The 18,149-nt window shown below is 36.4% G+C and carries 14 protein-coding genes; 5 read left to right on the forward strand and 9 right to left on the reverse strand.

Annotated features, from left to right (window positions below):
* Positions 1 to 94 precede the first annotated feature (94 nt).
* Together PGH12_RS06050 and PGH12_RS06055 are read right to left on the reverse strand one after the other, a co-directional pair.
* Positions 95 to 2,218, reverse strand: coding sequence for a type IA DNA topoisomerase (locus tag PGH12_RS06050; protein ID WP_267597272.1), 2,124 nt, complete (start codon positions 2,216 to 2,218; stop codon positions 95 to 97).
* A gap of 57 nt (positions 2,219 to 2,275) precedes the next feature.
* Positions 2,276 to 2,590 carry a hypothetical protein gene (locus PGH12_RS06055; protein ID WP_267597273.1) on the reverse strand — a complete coding sequence of 105 codons (315 nt, stop codon included), beginning with the start codon at positions 2,588 to 2,590 and terminating at the stop codon, positions 2,276 to 2,278.
* Between the two features lie 550 nt (positions 2,591 to 3,140).
* On the opposite strand from PGH12_RS06055, the gene PGH12_RS06060 reads away from it, so the two are divergent.
* The 4 genes from PGH12_RS06060 (at position 3,141) to PGH12_RS06075 (ending at position 8,281) form a co-directional block, all read left to right on the forward strand.
* Positions 3,141 to 4,169 carry a methionine ABC transporter ATP-binding protein gene (locus PGH12_RS06060; protein WP_267597274.1) on the forward strand — a complete coding sequence of 343 codons (1,029 nt, stop codon included), beginning with the start codon at positions 3,141 to 3,143 and terminating at the stop codon, positions 4,167 to 4,169.
* Positions 4,162 to 4,818, forward strand: a complete 657-nt coding sequence (gene metI, locus PGH12_RS06065) for a methionine ABC transporter permease MetI (RefSeq protein WP_267597275.1) — start codon at positions 4,162 to 4,164, stop codon at positions 4,816 to 4,818. The genes PGH12_RS06060 and metI overlap by 8 nt, the downstream gene beginning before the upstream one ends.
* A gap of 49 nt (positions 4,819 to 4,867) precedes the next feature.
* Positions 4,868 to 5,677, forward strand: coding sequence for a methionine ABC transporter substrate-binding lipoprotein MetQ (gene metQ, locus PGH12_RS06070; RefSeq protein WP_267597276.1), 810 nt, complete (start codon positions 4,868 to 4,870; stop codon positions 5,675 to 5,677).
* A gap of 342 nt (positions 5,678 to 6,019) precedes the next feature.
* Entirely contained in the window at positions 6,020 to 8,281 is a 2,262-nt protein-coding gene (locus PGH12_RS06075) for a glycoside hydrolase family 3 C-terminal domain-containing protein (RefSeq protein WP_267597277.1), read from the forward strand.
* A 68-nt stretch (positions 8,282 to 8,349) separates the two neighbouring features.
* Here the strand turns inward: PGH12_RS06075 and PGH12_RS06080 are convergent, their stop codons facing one another.
* Positions 8,350 to 9,294: an aldo/keto reductase gene (locus PGH12_RS06080; protein WP_267597278.1), complete on the reverse strand. Its 945-nt coding sequence runs from the start codon at positions 9,292 to 9,294 to the stop codon at positions 8,350 to 8,352.
* Between the two features lie 256 nt (positions 9,295 to 9,550).
* Here PGH12_RS06080 and PGH12_RS06085 point away from each other — a divergent pair, with 256 nt between their 5' ends.
* Positions 9,551 to 10,981, forward strand: coding sequence for an SDR family oxidoreductase (locus PGH12_RS06085; RefSeq protein ID WP_267597279.1), 1,431 nt, complete (start codon positions 9,551 to 9,553; stop codon positions 10,979 to 10,981).
* An 816-nt stretch (positions 10,982 to 11,797) separates the two neighbouring features.
* Here the strand turns inward: PGH12_RS06085 and PGH12_RS06090 are convergent.
* The 6 genes from PGH12_RS06090 to tssD all read right to left on the reverse strand — a co-directional run bounded on the left by PGH12_RS06090 (position 11,798) and on the right by tssD (position 17,928).
* Positions 11,798 to 12,148: a hypothetical protein gene (locus PGH12_RS06090; RefSeq protein ID WP_267597280.1), complete on the reverse strand. Its 351-nt coding sequence runs from the start codon at positions 12,146 to 12,148 to the stop codon at positions 11,798 to 11,800.
* The gene (locus PGH12_RS06095) at positions 12,145 to 12,624 is read right to left on the reverse strand and encodes an ankyrin repeat domain-containing protein (RefSeq protein ID WP_267597281.1); all 480 of its coding nucleotides are present in this window, start codon (positions 12,622 to 12,624) and stop codon (positions 12,145 to 12,147) included. Before PGH12_RS06095 ends, PGH12_RS06090 begins: the two co-directional genes overlap by 4 nt.
* A 6-nt stretch (positions 12,625 to 12,630) precedes the next feature.
* Positions 12,631 to 14,301: a GH-E family nuclease gene (locus PGH12_RS06100; RefSeq protein WP_267597282.1), complete on the reverse strand. Its 1,671-nt coding sequence runs from the start codon at positions 14,299 to 14,301 to the stop codon at positions 12,631 to 12,633.
* A 4-nt stretch (positions 14,302 to 14,305) separates the two neighbouring features.
* Complete coding sequence (locus PGH12_RS06105; RefSeq protein ID WP_267597283.1) at positions 14,306 to 15,112, reverse strand: hypothetical protein; 807 nt, start codon at positions 15,110 to 15,112, stop codon at positions 14,306 to 14,308.
* A 4-nt stretch (positions 15,113 to 15,116) separates the two neighbouring features.
* Positions 15,117 to 17,327, reverse strand: coding sequence for a type VI secretion system Vgr family protein (locus PGH12_RS06110; RefSeq protein WP_267597284.1), 2,211 nt, complete (start codon positions 17,325 to 17,327; stop codon positions 15,117 to 15,119).
* Between the two features lie 196 nt (positions 17,328 to 17,523).
* On the reverse strand, positions 17,524 to 17,928 hold the full coding sequence (gene tssD, locus PGH12_RS06115; protein WP_267597285.1) for a type VI secretion system tube protein TssD: 405 nt from the start codon (positions 17,926 to 17,928) through the stop codon (positions 17,524 to 17,526).
* Positions 17,929 to 18,149 lie beyond the last annotated feature (221 nt).

Genomic DNA, 18,149 nt, shown 5'->3' on the forward strand with positions numbered 1-18,149 from the left:
TCGCTTTAAGCACAACGCTTAAAAAAATCTTTAGAATTTTCTTAAATTCCTTACCAACTAAACAATCTTAATGGTTAAAAAATTTCAATAATTTTTAGCTTAGAGTTATCAAAAATTCCGGAGAAAGCGAAACAATTCCTTCGCTTAAACTTTCCGGATGCATGGTAAAACCTTTTAATTTTGAAGTTTTTCCTTTTAAAACTAAGTCCATTAATTGTTTATCTGAAAGTTTTTTTCCGAAAATATCAAATGAAACTTTGAAGCCGCAGTTTTTAAAATCCGAACATCCAACTGCGGTTTTCCCTTTCATCAGCTGATGTTCTTTACATTTCGGGCATTTTGTTTCTTCCCACGATTGCAATTCTTTTTTTACGGCTGGTTCACGTTTTTTCTTTTCTTTAACTTCTTCTTTTTCCTCATGTAAAGTGAAAACTTTTGCCTTTCCGTCGACGACTTTTTTAGTCAGTTCCCTAATCATCTGAATCAACTCATCTTTAAAATGATTGGCTTCATATTCACCACTTTCAATTTTACGAAGTTTCAGTTCCCACTCCCCTGTCAGTTCCGGACTTTTTAAAAGTTCGTCTTCAATTGTGTCGATCAGCTGAATTCCCGTGGAAGTTGCGACTAAATTTTTCTTTTTCCGTTCAATATATTTTCTTTTGAAAAGCGTTTCTATAATGTTTGCGCGCGTTGAAGGTCTTCCGATGCCATTGTTCTTCAACATTTCCCGAAGCTCTTCATCATCAACCTGTTTTCCGGCAGTTTCCATCGCCCGGAGTAAAGTTGCTTCCGTATATGCTTTTGGCGGCGAAGTTTTTCCCTGATGAATCATCGGTTCGTGAGGTCCGGTTTCTCCCACTTTAAATTCCGGAATCGTCTGCTCTTCGTCCTTATCTTTTTCTTTATCAGTCGGTTCTTCTTTGGCATCTTTAGCATAAACGGCTCTCCAGCCTGGTTCCAGAATCTGTCTTCCGCTTGTTTTAAAAGGAATCGTTCCCACCTGCGCTTCCACCACCGTGTTTGAAATTTTACATTCAGGATAAAAAACGGCGATAAAACGTTTGGCAATCAGATCATAAATCAGTTTTTCTTCTCTGCTTAAATTCTGTGTCGGCGGAACTTCAGTCGGAATAATTGCATGGTGATCGGTCACTTTCGCATCATCAAAAACCGCTTTCGATTTCGGAATTGGCTGTTCAAGCAAAGGCGAAATTAAATCTTTATAAATGACCATGCTTTGAAGAATTCCACCAATTTTCGGATATAAACTTTCTGATAAATAGGTCGTATCAACACGCGGATAAGTGACGTGTTTTTTCTCGTATAGACTCTGAATGTATTTTAAGGTGCTGTCTGCCGAATATCCGTACTTTTTATTGGCTTCCACCTGAAGTCCGGTAAGATCAAACAATCTCGGATTTTTTTCTTTTCCTTCTTTAATTTCAAATGAAAGAATTTCAAAAGGATTGATTTTTAAATATTCCAAACCTTTTTCGGCTCGGTTAAGGGTTTTTAAACGGTCGATAGCTGCATTAAAGATGACGTCACGGTATTTGGTTTTAAGTTCCCAATATTCTTCGGTAGAAAACGCGTCAATTTCTTTCTGACGCTGCACGAGCATTGCCAAAGTCGGAGTCTGCACCCTTCCGATAGACAAAACCGCTTTATTGCCGCCAAATTTTTTGGTGAAAAGTCGGGTTGCATTAATTCCTAATAACCAGTCTCCAATTGCTCTTGCGTTCCCCGCGAGATAGAGATTTTTATAATCTTCAGCAGGTTTTAATTTTTCAAAACCTTCTTTGATCGCTTCTTCGGTAAGAGAGGAAATCCACAAACGCTGCACCGGTTTATCGCATTTTGCTTTCTGCAAAACCCAACGCTGAATAAGTTCTCCTTCCTGTCCCGCATCCCCGCAATTGATGACTTCATCACATTCTGCAACCAGCTTTTCGATAACTTTAAACTGATTTTCAACGCCTTTGTTTGGAATTAATTTAATCCCGAAATTTTTAGGAATGATCGGCAGCAAAAACAGATTCCATGATTTGTATTGCGGACCGTAATCGTGGGGTTCTTTGAGGGTACAGAGATGTCCGAATGTCCATGTTACGCAATAGCCGTTTCCTTCCATATAGCCTTGTTTTGGCATAGTTGCGCCCAATACTTTGGCAATATCTCTGGCAACGCTGGGTTTTTCGGCAATACAAAGTTTCATGAATAATCGGGTTATAGAAAGGGGTGCAAAAATCGGGATTTTTTTTGGATTATCAGTTTAGGATTGCTTAAAAAATTTCGTAAAAGATAATCGTTTTCCGTTAGCCAAAGTTCTTTCCAAAGTAGCAACATCATTTTCCAAAGCAGGAAGATCACTTCCCGAAGCAGGAAAATTGTTTTCCGACGCAGCAAGATCGTTTTCTGAAGTAATGAGCTCATTTTCCAAAGCAGTAAGATCTCTTCCCGAGATAGGAAGATTGTTTTCCGAAACAGCAAGATCGGTTTCAGAAATGGTAAGCTCATTTTCCACAGCAGTAAGATCTCTTCCCGAAATAGGAAAATTGTTTTCCGAGGTAGAAAGATCATTTTCCACGGTAACAAGATCATTTTCCGCAATAGTAAGATCGTTTTCCGACGCAGCAAGATAACGGGTTTGTCGGGAATTTTATTTTTAATCCACTCAATTCCTTTCATACCTAAATTGACGTCTCCTTCCAAAACAACAACATCCGAATGATCAAAAAATAGATCGGTAAAGCCAAATTCCCGGTGCAAATCGCTGATGATCTGAATTTTCATTTTTTAAAAATAATTTAATTCAAATAAAAACGGAAATCATTTATTTCAAAAATAAACACCTTAAAAATCAAATGCTTAAATATGAATCAATAAAAAGTCTACCAAAAAAGTAGACTTATAAAAATTTATGTTCTATATTTGCATCCGTAATCAGGTTAAGAAATGAAAATGACAGCAAAATGCAGATATAACTTTATGAAGATGAACATCATGCGTATGATGATGCATTGCTGCGCGCGCGTATATATGAATTTTAGTGGATGACCTTAATTTTATGATGACATATTTTTGAAAGGCTTTACCACGTTGTAAAGCCTTTTTTATTTTAATAACAATTCAGGAAAATGATAGAAATTAAAAATATATCCAAAACATTTCGTCAGAAAAAACAATCTTTTAAAGCTTTGGATGATGTGAGTCTAACGATCGAAAAGGGCGATATCGTAGGAATCATCGGATTTTCGGGAGCCGGAAAAAGTACGCTGATCAGAACGGTGAATCTTTTGGAGAGGCCAGATTCCGGAGAAATTATCATCAACGGGACAGATTTCACGCAGTTAAATTCAAAACAACTGGCGAAAGAACGTAAAAAGATCGGGATGATTTTCCAACATTTTAATTTGCTATCGTCAAGAACGGTGTTCGAAAATATAGCGCTGCCGTTGGAACTAGATCAACTTAAAAAAGATCAGATCCGGGAAAAAGTAAACGAACTTTTAAAAATTGTAGGACTTCAAGACAAAGCCAATGAGTATCCTAAAAGTCTGTCGGGCGGACAAAAACAGAGGGTCGCGATTGCGAGAGCTTTAGCCAATGATCCGTATTTACTGCTTTGTGACGAGGCAACAAGTGCACTCGATCCGGCAACGACAAAGTCTATTTTAGAACTTCTAAAAGACATCAACCGCCGCTTGGGAATCACCATTTTATTGATTACTCACGAAATGGATGTTATAAAAGCAATCTGCAACCACGTTTCTGTTATCGATAAAGGAAAACTGGTCGTGAAAGGAACATTAAAGGAAATTATCTCAAACAGAGATCACCCGATCATCAAACAATTTATAAACTCAGGAAACATGACAATCCCTCAGGAATTTACAAAAACACTTCAAAAAGAACCACAGGAAGGATTATTCCCGTTAGTTGAAGTGGAACTCAACGAAGATATCAGTGTCGAAAAACTGCTTTCGAAAATATATGACGAATACAAAATCCCTTATCAACTCCTGAAAGCAGATGTTGAATATTTGGGAAGTGCAAATATCGGAACGCTATTGCTTCATTTAAAAGGAAAATATGAAGACAACCAAAAGGCGATCTATTATTTTAACCAGAATAAAATTCAAAATACACTGAGAGGATATGCTTAATGAAACCGTGATTTCTCTTTTGTCTAAAGGACTTTGGGAAACGATATTTATGACTTTTGCATCAGGCTTTTTTGGATTTGCTTTAGGATTACCGGTCGGAATTCTTTTATTTTTAACAAAAAATGGTCAGCTTCTGGAAAATGTAATTTACAACAGAATCTTGTCTGTTTTAGTCAATATTTTCAGATCAATTCCCTTTATCATCTTGATTGTCTGGATGATTCCTTTCACAAGATCTTTGGTAGGAACTTCGATTGGAGTGAATGCCGCTTTGGTTCCTCTAAGTATCGGTGCTGCTCCCTTTATCGCAAGGTTGGTTGAAAACAGTCTGCTGGAAATTCCACAGGGACTGATTGAAACAGCAAGAGCTTTGGGCGCGAGTCCGTTTCAGATCATTAAAAAAGTTTTGCTTCCTGAAGCTTTGCCTTCGCTCATTAACAATGCAAGTATTACGCTGATTACACTTGTCGGTTATTCTGCAATGGGAGGCGCAGTTGGTGCAGGTGGATTGGGACAGATCGGCTATCAATACGGATATATTGGTTACGATGCATTGATTATGAATTTGGTTCTTGGTCTTCTTGTGGCTTTGGTTTTTATCATTCAGTTTGCGGGAGATCGATTGGCGAAAAGGTTTGATCATCGATAAGCCTAAATAGTTTTACACTTAAATAGTCTAACAGTTAAAATAATTTATAATGAAAAAAATAAAAATTCTAAATTTTGTCGCAGCAGGTTTGCTGCTATTCACTGCATGTAATTCGCCTAAAAAAGAAGATCCGAATTATATTAAAGTAGGAATCACATCAGGTCCCGAACAGGAAATTGCCGAAACTGCCAAAAAAGTGGCCAAAGAAAAATACAATCTTGAAGTTGAGCTGATTTCATTCAACGATTATGTCATTCCGAATGAAGCCCTGAATAACGGCGATATTGATGCGAATGCGTTTCAGCACGTTCCTTATTTAAACGAACAATCCAAACAACGTGGTTATAAATTAGCTGTAATCGGAAATACTTTTGTCTATCCGATTATTGCGTATTCAAAAAAGATCAAAACCATTTCCCAACTTCAGAACGGAAGCACAATTGTCATTCCGAATGATCCCACGAACGGCGGAAGATCTTTACTCCTACTTCAGAAAAACGGACTTTTAAAACTGAAAGACGGTGTTGGCTTATTGCCAAAAGTCACAGATATCACAGAAAATCCGAAAAAGCTGAAAATCCTTGAAATTGAAGCTCCGCAGTTGCCAAGAGTTTTGGATGATAAAGAAGTGGTGATTGCGATCATCAACAATAATTTTGCCGCACAAGCTGGTCTTGATGCCAATGAATTTGGAATTTTTAAGGAAGATAAAGATTCGCCTTATATGAATGTGGTGGTTTCCAGAGAAGATAATAAAAATGATGCTAAAATAAAAAAATTTCTAAAAGCGTATCAGTCTGAAGAGGTCGCGGAGAAAGCAAAAATGATTTTCAAAGGCGGTGCTGTGAAGGGATTTTAAGAATGTTATCTGAATATTGATTTTATTCAGCACCAAATTTTAATTCAAAGTCCGCAAGTTTTTTTAATTTTTACAATTTATGAATAATCAAAAAGTGTTGTGGAAATTTAAGATAAACGTTCTTGTCACTTCAAAAAAATTCCATCTTTACGGTGGAATTTTCATGTGAAAAAATAAAAATACATAATTTTTTAAAGTAATCACTGCTGTTTTAAATATCATCAACTTTTTAAAGCATCTCATTTAATCACATTTAACCATATAATAACCAAATTACATTTTCTCAATTTGAGATAATAAAAAATTTTAGTACTTTTGTTTTTAATCAATAAAAAGGTTTTTATGCTAAAGAAAACTGCCATTGTAGGTTTATTCACTTTAATATCTGCTTCTTCTATGGCTCAAAATACAACACTTCCAATTTACCTTGACGAATCAAAACCTGTAGAACAGCGGGTTCAGGATGCGCTTTCGAGAATGACTTTGGAGGAAAAAGTGGCAATGCTTCATGCACAGTCAAAATTCAGTTCACCGGGAGTTCCAAGATTGGGAATTCCAGAATTCTGGACTACCGACGGACCTCACGGAGTGAGACCTGAAGTAATGTGGGACGAATGGAACCAAGCTGGATGGACGAACGATTCAATTATTGCTTATCCCGCTCTTACAGCATTATCTGCAACCTGGAACAAGAAAATGTCGTGGAATTACGGTAAAGCTTTAGGCGAAGAAGCACGCTACAGAAAGAAAGACATTCTTCTGGGACCGGGAGTTAACATCTACAGAACTCCACTTAACGGAAGAAATTTTGAATACATGGGTGAAGATCCTTATTTAACTTCAAAAATGGTGGTACCTTACATCAAAGGTGTACAATCCAACGGTGTGGCGACTTCTGTGAAACATTATGCGCTCAATAATCAGGAAATGTTCCGTCATACGAGCAATGTGAATGTTGACGACAGAACTTTGTACGAAATTTATCTTCCGCCTTTTAAAGCGGCCGTAACTGAAGGAGATTCGTGGACGATCATGGGTGCTTATGATATGTATAAAGGTGAATACGCCAGTCAGAATCAATATCTTCTGAATGATATTTTAAAAGGCGAATGGAAATATAAAGGTGTTGTCGTTTCCGACTGGGGCGCAGTAAATAACACCGAACAGGCAATTCACAACGGTTTGGATCTTGAATTCGGAAGCTGGACTAACGGACTTTCTGCCGGAACCAAAAATGCATACGACAATTATTATTTGGCTCAACCTTATTTAAATTTAATTAAAGAAGGAAAAGTGGGAACAAAAGAACTGGATGATAAGGTGACAAGACTTCTGAATCTGGCTTACAAAACCACGATGAATACCAAAAAACCTTTCGGAAACGTGGCTTCTGAAGAACATAAAGCCGTTGCCAAAGAAATTGGTGAAGAAGGAATTGTTTTGCTAAAAAATCAGGGAAATGTACTTCCGATAGATTTAAATAAAGCAAAAAAAATTGCTGTCATCGGTGAAAATGCCATCAAAATCATGACTGTTGGTGGAGGTTCATCATCATTAAAAGTAAAATATGAAACTTTACCTTTAGATGGAATTAAAAATAGATTCGGGAAACAGGCAGATGTACAGTATGCGAGAGGTTATGTAGGTGATATCGGCGGTGAATACAATGGTGTAAAATCTGGCCAGGATCTGAAAGACGACCGTTCTGCCAATGAATTATTAAATGAAGCTGTTGATTTAGCTAAAAAATCTGATTATGTAATTTTCGTTGGTGGTTTGAATAAATCTGACTTCCAGGACAGTGAAGGAAACGACAGAAAAAGCTACGGATTACCTTACAATCAAGACAATGTGATTGCTGCTTTAGCAAAAGCCAATAAGAATTTTGCCGTGGTTTTAGTTTCAGGAAATGCAGTTGCCATGCCGTGGATTAAAGATGTTCCTACCGTTTTACAATCTTGGTATCTCGGTTCGGAAGCAGGAAATTCTATTGCTTCTGTTTTGGCAGGCGATGCCAATCCTTCAGGAAAGTTACCTTTTTCTTTCCCTGTTAAACTTGAAGATAATTCGGCTCATCAATTGGGAGAGTATCCCGGAAATAAAGAAGAACTGGCTGCAGGAAAAGGGAAAGACCAGAAAAACCCGATCAACATTACTTACAATGAAGGAATTTTTGTGGGTTACCGTTGGCACGACACAAAAAAAATTAAACCTTTATTCAGTTTCGGACACGGCTTGAGCTACACTACTTTTGAGTTCGGAAAAGCTAAAAGTGACAAAACAACGATTGGCCAGGATGATAAGATTACATTTACAGTTAACGTTAAAAATACTGGTAAAAAAGCAGGAGCTGAAGTGGTACAGTTGTACATCAGCGATCTGAAATCATCCGTTCCGAGACCGACAAAAGAACTTAAAGGTTTTGAAAAAGTATTTTTAAATCCCGGAGAAGAAAAAGAAGTCAGCATTACGGTTGATAAAACCGCGCTGAGTTTCTTTAATGCCGATAAACACGAATGGGTTGCAGAACCCGGAGATTTTGAAGCTTTGATCGGAAATTCTTCTGATGCCATAAAAACGAAAGTAAAATTTAAATTAAAATAAAAAGCAAAATAATCCACAAAAAATCCCGGTAATTTTCAGTACCGGGATTTTATTTTATAACGCTTAATCTACGAACTTACATTGTTTAAAAGCTCGATATCATCGGAACTTAGACTTAATTTTGGTGCTTCAAACAACGTTTTCAACTGAGACTCGCTCGTCGCACTCACAATTGGAGCTGTAACCAGCGGATTTGCCAACAGCCACGCCAAAGCCACAGAAGCCTGCGTCGTAGCGTGTTTTTTACTAATTTGGTCTAAAGCTTTTAAGACTTCAATTCCTTTTTCATTCAGATATTTTCTTACACCTTCTCCTCGTGTGCTTTTCGCGAGATCTTCCTCAGTTCTGTATTTTCCTGTCAGAAATCCTGCTGCCAAAGACCAATATGTGAAGACACTAAGATCATATTCTTTCACTAAATCAGCGTATTCTGTTTCAAATTTTTCTCTTTCCAATAAATTATAATGCGGCTGCAGAGCTACATATTTCGGAAGGTTATTTTTTTCAGCAACTTCAAAAGACTCTTTTAATCTTTCGGGAGATACATTCGATGCAGCAATATAACGAACTTTCCCTGCTTTAATCACCTCATCGTAAGCCTCTAAAGTCTCTTTAACAGGAGTTTTCTTATCATCAAAATGAGTGTAATATAAATCTATATGATCGGTTTGAAGCCTTGCTAATGACTCATCCACAGATTTCAAAATGTGTTTTTTACTGATGTCAAAACCATGTTCCTTCGTCTCAGATCCTACTTTTGTGGCAATCACGAGATCATTTCTGTTTCCTCGCTGTTTCATCCATTTACCAATGATTTCTTCAGATTGTCCGCCTTGGCCATTCACCCACCATGAGTACGTATCGGCAGTATCAACAAAGTTAAAACCGGCTCCCGAGAACTGATCCAAAATATCAAAAGACTGCTTTTCATCAAGTGTCCATCCAAATACATTTCCTCCAAAATTGATAGGAGCTACTAACAAATCGGTATTTTTAATCTTTCTTAATTCCATAAATATTTTGTTTTGAGATTCTAATTTACGAAGTCTTTGTGCTAAAATATAGTTAAGAGATTATTAAATAACAGTTATGATGATAGAAACGATATATTTAAATTGTTTGCTAACCAGATTTTATTTATTAAACTGTTTAAGAATCTGTTGGTACTAGTTTTGTAACTGTTGGAATAGAAAATCAGCGCATCGTATTTTTCATTTTTAAATTGAAAATTAAAAGCTGATCAACAATTTCTCCAATACACTTTATAAAATGAAAATACTACTTACCGGAGCCACAGGATATATCGGAAAGAGACTTCTTATCCAGCTTCTGGGAAGTGGCCATGAAGTTATCTGTTCTGTTCGCGATAAAAAGCGATTTGATCGTTCGCTTTATCTAAATTACGAAAACCAATTAAGTGTAATTGAGCACGATTACAACGATGCCTCAACGCTTTCGGCAATTGATAAAGATATTGAAATTGCATTTTACCTGATACATTCAATGTCGGCAAATGCAGATTTTAGCAAAGCCGAAAAAATATCTGCCAAAAATTTTGCAGAAACTGTAGAAAAAACTGATTGCAAACAGGTGATTTATCTTACCGGAATCGTCAATGATTCTCAATTATCAAAACATCTGCAGTCGCGCAAAGATGTAGAAGATGAATTAAAATCAGAATCTTACGCATTGACGGTATTACGGGCCGGAATTATCATCGGTTCGGGATCTGCGTCGTTTGAGATTATTCGCGATCTTGTAGAAAAACTTCCTGTCATGGTTGCTCCAAAATGGCTTAAAACTCTTTGTCAGCCGATAGCAATTAGAAATGTGATCGAGTTTTTGATCGGCGTTATGGGAAAAACCTTTACTTACAACAAACATTTTGATATAGCAGGCCCGGATGTTCTTTCATACAAACAAATGCTATTGATCTTTGCAAAAGAAAGAAAATTGAAGCGCACAATTATATCGGTACCCGTATTGAGTCCAAAAATATCCTCTTACTGGCTGTATTTTATTACTTCAACATCTTATGTTTTGGCGAAAAATCTTGTTGACAGTATGAAGGTAAATGTGGTGGCTGAAGAAAATGATCTTGCAGAAAAACTAAACATTAAACTGCTCTCATACGATGAAAGTCTTAAGCTGAGTTTCGATAAAATAGAACAAAATGATGTACTCTCAACCTGGTACGATTCATTTGGTAATTACCGATATTCTAAAAACGTGTGGAATTTTCTTGAAGTGCCGTCTATGGGAGTTTTTAAAGATAAAAAATGCAGAGAAATAAAAGACGAAGAGAAAACTCTCGATAAAATATTCGGGATTGGCGGAAAAAACGGGTGGTATCATGCCAATTATTTATGGAGTCTGAGAGGAAGTATTGATAAGCTTTTCGGAGGCGTAGGTCTCAAAAGAGGCAGAAAAAATTCGAAACAGATCAATGCGGGAGACAGCGTAGATTTCTGGAGAGTTCTTTATGCGAGCAGGGATGAAAAAAGACTTCTCCTTTTTGCTGAAATGAAACTTCCGGGCGAAGCCTGGCTTGATTTTAAAATCATTGACGGAAAGCTGATTCAGGAAGCTACATTCCGGCCGGTTGGTATTTTTGGCCGACTTTACTGGTATACCGTCTTGCCTTTTCATGGATATATTTTCAGCGGAATGATCAAAAAACTAACTGAAAATGATTTATAAATGAATTTTGGTGAGAGATTTAATATTCCGATCTTTTTTAATTAAGTTAAATTTGGCATAAAAGTTGAAACTTTATTCATAACTATTAAAAAAATTCTGTTCTTGGAATTTAAAATATTCCTGGCTTCGGTCGGGAATATTTTTTTTGCAAAAAATCATTTATCACAACAAAGACATGCTGGATTTAAGTTGATTACCTGAGTTTACTGCATAAAAAATCCCCGAACTCCTCCGGGGATAAAAACTAATAACCATGAAAACTCAATTAAACATGAGTACTATATTGTATTGAAAAATTGTGCCAAAATATAGGGATTACAGGGTTTTAACACTATTTAATACTTTTAAAATCAACCTTAAAATAAATATCTCTGAGCTTTAAATACTTATGTTTTTTCTAGTTTTAAAATCACAAAATAAATTGTAAAAGTTGTTAATATTTGATGACTTATCAGACCTATTTTTCAACTGTTTATGTCAGAATCTTCTTGACTTAGGTTGACAACTCCAGAATCCATCTTCTGTTACATAATAGATTTCAGTATCAAAATTATAAACTTTTTCGTGATGAGGCAAGGTTTCAATGCTGATAATTATTGTATAATCTCTAACATTTAAATGTAAAATACTAATATCTCCGATGGTTTCAGAAATAAACCTCAATATCAAAATTATCAACTTTTCGTAATGAGGCAAGATTTTAATACTGGTAATTGTAATTGAAAATCAATATTTTGTCTAAAACAATATATCCTCATATAAATAACAATACTTCAAAAATATAAGTATTAATATTGTCTTTATTTACGTGAGAAATTACTCTTTGTCAAGAACATCTTCTAATGATTCTACTTTAATATTTATTAGTTTCATATTTGGTAAAACTTCAATCAAATGTTTTTCATAAATACTTTTAATGATATCTATAGACTCATTAACATCTGCAAACATTTGATTATTAATCATATTTGAATTTATGATTTCTACAAGTATCTTATTATTTTTTTCTTTGTAAAACTGAACAGTCTTTTCATTAATAATTATACCTAGTGAATTATTTGAATGTTTCATAACATCTAAAAACATCTGACGACATTGTTCAAAATCCGGTTTTAGATTCTTCAATGTCAAACTATTAAAATTATCATTAAAAAATAAAGAAATCATGATGCAGAATATTCGGTAATTAAACTGATTAACTCAGGAAATTTCATAATATAAGCCAAATCGTAAGGTGTTTTTCCAGCGATATTTACCGATTTTAAATCTGCATTATTTTCTAAAAGAAGCTTTACAAATCCATAATCTCCTCTCGCGTTAAAAATAGCTGTCCATAAAGGAGAATTACCATATTTATCTTTAATTTCAATATCTGCATCTTTTTGAAGAAGTACTCTCGCTAAAGTTAAATCATTTTTATATACAGCAATATAATGAAAAGCAACCATTCCTTGATTATCTTGGTTGTTGATATCAACACCTTTTTCGATTAAATAATGTGCAATCTCATCTTGTTTATTTTTAAGTGCTTCTTGTAAAAGAGACATATTATTAACGTTCAAAACATTGATGTTGGTCTCATTAATTTTTTCTTTTACAGCTTTAAAATCACCGTCTGTTATGATATTAAAAAAGTTTTCCATTAAGTTTTAATTTGTATATTTATTACTTCGATTACTTGAGGGGCTCTCCGGCCAATAATTACTTGAATCTCTATATTCTTTTAAAAATTGTTCATATGTAATATCTCCTCTTTCATATCTATCACATAAATCTTTATATGAATGTCCTGGCTTGTGCCCCATATCCCATTGACCTATTCTTGGCTGTGTTTTATCCCAAATCAAAATCTCTCCTGTATTTGGATCAATTACATTTCCATCAGCATCTCTAATAGCATTATTCCAAACATCATCAACTTGCGTTCCTCCATAACTCGGTCGATTATCTCTTAAATTTGAACGAGAAGTATTTGGATCATTTGCAAAACTTCCATCATCATTTCTCAACCTACCGCTGCTGTCTCTAAAAGTTCCAGGAGGATCACCTCCTAAATCATCTGCCGCACTACCATACCCATTATGCACCAAGATCCCATCCTCAGTCACATAATAATTCTCGTTATCCTCAATATCAAAATTATAAACTTTTTCGTAATGAGGCAAGGTTTCAATGCTGATAATTGTAGTGTAATCTCCACCTTTTAGATGTAATAAATCTCCTGCTCTTAGGCTTCCAGCTTCAATCCATTCATCATTACAGTAAAATCTGTGCTCTGGAGTGACACGAACAAATTCTCCGGTTGGTAACTCTAATGAAAGCATTTGCTGGGTAAATCTTTCGTGTTTTACCAGAATAGGTTTGTATTCCTGCTTCTTAGTTTCTTCATTGTAGGTGAGTACAAAATCTCCTTCGTACAGATCTTCAATATTGGCTAATCCGTTTTGGGTATGAACTTTCGTGCCGGCAGGGAAACAAACCAAGGTTGCACCTTTAGCTGCAAAAATACCTAATATAAGACTTACACCACTTTCCTGTAATTTTTCAACAGCACTTTTATCGCTGCTCCAAATGTTGTACTGCTCATAGTATGCTCCGCCAATTCCCAGTCCACGCATGGTTTTACAGAAGAGTGAAGCGTTTTTAAAACCTTTAAAAGTAAACTGTTCAATTAATTCTTTTCGTGCCGTATTTACAAACTGTTTACCAAATTCACGCCCGAATGTAACAGCAGTTTGTCGCGCTCCTGTAACCCCTGCTGCTGTAGTCGCACCTGCTGCACCGCCTACCATTCCTACCGCGCCACGACCAGCAAGAAATCCAAAGGCAAAATTGGCTACGTGACCCAGATTGGTGAGTGCAGCACTTCCCCAAGCTTCCCAAGCTGTTTCTTTCGGAGTGATTGTTCCGCCTTCAGCGTTGCAAATCATAACTGAAGATAAGGTAAGCGCATTATTGCCTTCTATCTCAAATTTTTCTGCTGTATTTTCCCATTTTCTACTTGGTGCTGCTGCTTTACATTTTAGTGCTCCTATAGCCACCGCTGCTAAAATAGCTGCTGCAATAATGGCCGCAACCAGCCATCCCGGACCGGGAATCATTGCGCAAATTCCTACAGCAATTCCGGCAACGGCTCCGGCAATAAACGCGGTTTTGCCAAGACAAATGAAATTATTTCCTTTCAAGGTATCAAGCTCTGTTGCCGCTTTATCCCCACTGAAGGTTACAAAATCCTGGCTTGTGACTTTCATCTTCTTGGGAGACATCCCTTTGTCACAGACAACGTAATGCTTTTCGGTAAGATATTGTTCGTCTGCCATACCATTAGAATTCTAAATGAGTATCCATATAACAATGATAATAGAAAAACTCGCCAAGCTGCTCTGTGATTGTGAAATCAGACTTCAGCAAGATTCTGTCATCATATAAGTACTTTCCTTTTACTTTGTAATCGGGATGCATGTAGTTGTCTTTTGCAAAATCCCGTAACCTTCGGATCATTTTTTCATCTCTGATCATCATTCCTTCAACATTCCATTCGCTTAACTGCTGTTCATTCAGTTTTTCATTAACCGAAATATTTACAGGAATAACAACGCCGGCCCCAAACCTGTCCATATCTTCTCTTTTCTGGTAGCTTTTACTTCCTTCAGCAAGCGGTTCTTTCCCGAAAATATAAAAGAACTGATACAAAAAATGGATATATCTTATGCTTTTGATTTCCATCTCTTCATTGGTGAGTTCATATTCTTTTGCTCTGATAATTTCGTACGCTTCAATAGGATGAGCATTGGTGAGCCAGTCTTTCACCTCTTTCCATTTATCACGAATCATTTCACCGTTATAGATCTTTGCAATTTCACCCTTTTTATTGACACCAACCTCAAGCGTACTGTAAATGCTGCAGACCTTATTGGTCATTTCAGTGATCTGCACGATTAACGGATCTTCGTACATTTCAAGATTATATTCGTTTTCAGTAATTTCAAAAATGTGATAATCTTCATCGGGATCTTTTCCTTTGTAAGTGACTGAAGTTTTAATATTAATTTTATAGTTACTGTCTAAACTGTGAACTTTAGTTTTACCAATAATATCTGTGTTATATAAATATTCTTTTCCTACTTCCATCAGATTACTTATTTATATTGACTTTGTCACCACTAATCTGCACTTCAGTACTTCCGGTAACTTTTACATTTTTCCCTCCAACAGTTGTTTCATTGGTTGCAGATAAATTAATGGACTGTGTGGCATCGACTTTAATTTCTTTCCCATTGATCGTTATCATACCTGTTTTATCAATAACGATGGTACTTGCACCTACAACAATTTTGAACTCAGTAGTTGCAGTGAAAGATACATTTCCGGATTTATCCATTTGAAAAACTGAATTCCCTCCAACGTCTATCATGTTGGTATTTCCTGCCTTAATGGTATTGTTGTTGGTAACGTTAACAGCATTATTGTTTCCAACCGTTACTGTTTTATCATTATTGGTATTGGTTGTAGCGTTTCCGGCACCGTCAAATTTCATATTGGCACCGCCCTGATCAGTTAGAAATACCGAGCCTGCACCATCATCGAGTTCAAGTTTATTTCCACTTCGGCTGCTTAAACTTTTAATATTATTCCCTGTACCACCGCCACCTCCAACTCCGCCATGGAACATCCCGCCCATCACGAATGGTCTGTCGGGATGTTGATGTGCAAAATTGACAACCACCTGATCGCCAACTTCGGGAATTGCCATAAAGCCTCGGTTTTTGCTTACCTTATCGCTTCCTCCTGCATCCGGAGTCATCACTCTGATAAATTCTGAAGTATCTGAACCGCTTTGCCAGTCAAACTGAACCTGCACACGACCCTGGTTTTGAGGATCTGTGTTGGATATTACTTTAGCAAATTGTGCATCAGCTTTTGGCACTTCAAATTCCGGCCGCGGAATATAGCCGCAATCTGCTGCAATTGCCTCAAAGTTTCCTGTGTAATAACCTCTGGCATCCACAACATGACTTACTTCTGTTATCATAAGCTTTGTAAAATACGAGGTCTGACTGCTCTCAGTCTGCCTCATTTCTATATCTGCAGCACAACCAGGATACAGAAACGGAACCGTAGTTGTGCCTGAAGTAACAAAAACCTGAGAAGCATTGCTTCCCGCCGTTCCTTTTTGAGATGCATCAACGTCCATAAAAGATGATGCTTTTATGGGAGCCACTCTCAGTGATGGTGTAGTAAAAGTTTTTTCTGAAATTTCGTATGCTCTTTTGGCAATATCAGAAGTATGCGCGATTTTTGAACTTCCTGTGGTCAGTTTTTCATTTTTACTGCTGTTGTAGCCGTAGAATGTCGGATTGACGTGTTGTGCTTTCATTTTGATTTTTACATCACTTACACTGCTTCCGTATGTCAGTTTTACCGGTTGTTCAGATGGAGGCAGTTTCCCAAAATGAAGAACTTCGCCGTCATAAAAAAACTGCTCACCATATGCTTCAGCTATTCTTGCCAAATAATTGTAATGAGTCTCTTCATACTGCGAACTGTAAGATACATTACCGTGTTTTGCATCAACTCTGAAATCAAATTTATTTCCGCCCAAACCTTCCTTTATCACCCGATCGGCAATACTGTTTAAGCTGATTTCCTGTGATCCGCCGAAACTTTGAATGTGCGGAGCTGCATCTAAAAGTACAGTCGGACTAAAACCTGTAAGAACAATATTTCCCAGATTCCCTTTTTCCTGGCTAAAACCGACTTCTGTAATTACACCTACAAAATTTCTTTCGGGGCCATCTGCGACATCTTTATATTTAAAAATAACAGTCAGCCTTTTCCCTAAAAAATTCTGTGCTTCCTCCAGATTATGATTTTCTGCACTGCCGAGGCTGTCGTGAGCAAGCATCAAACTGAATTGATGATGTCGTACTGCACTTTGTTTCAGCTCAAAATGTTTGAAATGCTTGATCAGCTTTCCTTCTATCACAACGTCTAGCCTTACAACTCTGTTGATTCCCAAAATTTGACTAGAGGGAATTGCATTGGCATTGTGAATCTTCGATGTGGGTTGTTGTGACCAGACTTTGCCTTCAGAAGTCATAGCATTATTGGTGTGAATATCCTGATTCATGAACATCGCAGAAGCACCTTGTGCCGAGCCCGCGACTGAATTTATCTGAGAAGCCTTATCAGAAACTTTTTTGATATTGCTGTTGGCATTTTGCAGCTTTTTTTCTGCTTTGCTTTTTGCACTGTTCAAAGCTGAGTCCTCAAGATCCTGAAAATCATCTGCAGCTTTTATATTCTTCGGAGATTCCGGTTTTGATGGTTTATTATCCTGAAACATGGTGTATTATTTTTGATTATACATCTGTGTTTACTCTCACAAGAGATATCGATCTACAGTACAAAACATCTGCACGTAACATCCTGATAAGTTTTAAACAAATACATTTTAAAACATTATCATACTCAAAGACAGAATAGCTTACTTGTTCTAAGTATGCTATTCTGTAAAAACTCGATTATAAAATTAATCAGATTTATACTCCCGGCCACAGACCTTTGTACTCAGAATTTCCGTAGTTGATTGTTTCTGCGCTTACAACAAAGCTGATCAGCATAGAATTTTCATCAACCGCGTCGAAATCGACTTCGTGTTGAATAACATATCCGTTTTCCCAATTTAGAGTAATTAATGTACCTTCTTCGTGAGATTTGTTGAAAGTAATTTCACCAGATGTTGGTTTATACTTACCATTCAGTAAAGATTCAAGGATTTCAGATTTCTCTGTTGCCTCAATTGTAAGTTTGATCAGTGCATTTGAAGGATCTGATGCTACACGCCCAGAAACGTCTGTAGATCTAGATACGCTGTAATTCAGCTTTAATAACTTTTGCCCTTCACTACCGTTGAATTTTAAGATTCCTCTTGAATTTGCTGCCATAATGTAAATTTTAAACTGTTAATATTTTTGTTTAGTGATTGATTTGTATTTCAAAGATAGGCAGCGAATTGATATTTAATTTAAAAAAAATAGGTTATTTGAAATTTTGTAGTAGAACTACGATTTGATGTCGTAATTCTACGACTTTTAATTTTAAATCAGCGGTAATTTAAAGAAAATACGTATGTTAAATCACTGATAAATAGTGATTAACGCAGTAA

This window comes from Chryseobacterium sp. CY350 (assembly GCF_027945075.1).
GTDB lineage: Bacteria > Bacteroidota > Bacteroidia > Flavobacteriales > Weeksellaceae > Chryseobacterium.

Excerpts from the sequence above, each read along its gene's own strand:
- PGH12_RS06050 (WP_267597272.1), bottom strand. The coding sequence starts at position 2,218 with ATGAAACTTTGTATTGCCGAAAAACCCAGCGTTGCCAGAGATATTGCC.
- PGH12_RS06060 (WP_267597274.1), top strand. The coding sequence starts at position 3,141 with ATGATAGAAATTAAAAATATATCCAAAACATTTCGTCAGAAAAAACAA.
- metI (WP_267597275.1), top strand. The coding sequence starts at position 4,162 with ATGCTTAATGAAACCGTGATTTCTCTTTTGTCTAAAGGACTTTGGGAA.
- metQ (WP_267597276.1), top strand. The coding sequence starts at position 4,868 with ATGAAAAAAATAAAAATTCTAAATTTTGTCGCAGCAGGTTTGCTGCTA.
- PGH12_RS06075 (WP_267597277.1), top strand. The coding sequence starts at position 6,020 with ATGCTAAAGAAAACTGCCATTGTAGGTTTATTCACTTTAATATCTGCT.
- PGH12_RS06080 (WP_267597278.1), bottom strand. The coding sequence starts at position 9,294 with ATGGAATTAAGAAAGATTAAAAATACCGATTTGTTAGTAGCTCCTATC.
- PGH12_RS06085 (WP_267597279.1), top strand. The coding sequence starts at position 9,551 with ATGAAAATACTACTTACCGGAGCCACAGGATATATCGGAAAGAGACTT.
- PGH12_RS06090 (WP_267597280.1), bottom strand. The coding sequence starts at position 12,148 with ATGATTTCTTTATTTTTTAATGATAATTTTAATAGTTTGACATTGAAG.
- PGH12_RS06095 (WP_267597281.1), bottom strand. The coding sequence starts at position 12,624 with ATGGAAAACTTTTTTAATATCATAACAGACGGTGATTTTAAAGCTGTA.
- PGH12_RS06100 (WP_267597282.1), bottom strand. The coding sequence starts at position 14,301 with ATGGCAGACGAACAATATCTTACCGAAAAGCATTACGTTGTCTGTGAC.
- PGH12_RS06105 (WP_267597283.1), bottom strand. The coding sequence starts at position 15,112 with ATGGAAGTAGGAAAAGAATATTTATATAACACAGATATTATTGGTAAA.
- PGH12_RS06110 (WP_267597284.1), bottom strand. The coding sequence starts at position 17,327 with ATGTTTCAGGATAATAAACCATCAAAACCGGAATCTCCGAAGAATATA.
- tssD (WP_267597285.1), bottom strand. The coding sequence starts at position 17,928 with ATGGCAGCAAATTCAAGAGGAATCTTAAAATTCAACGGTAGTGAAGGG.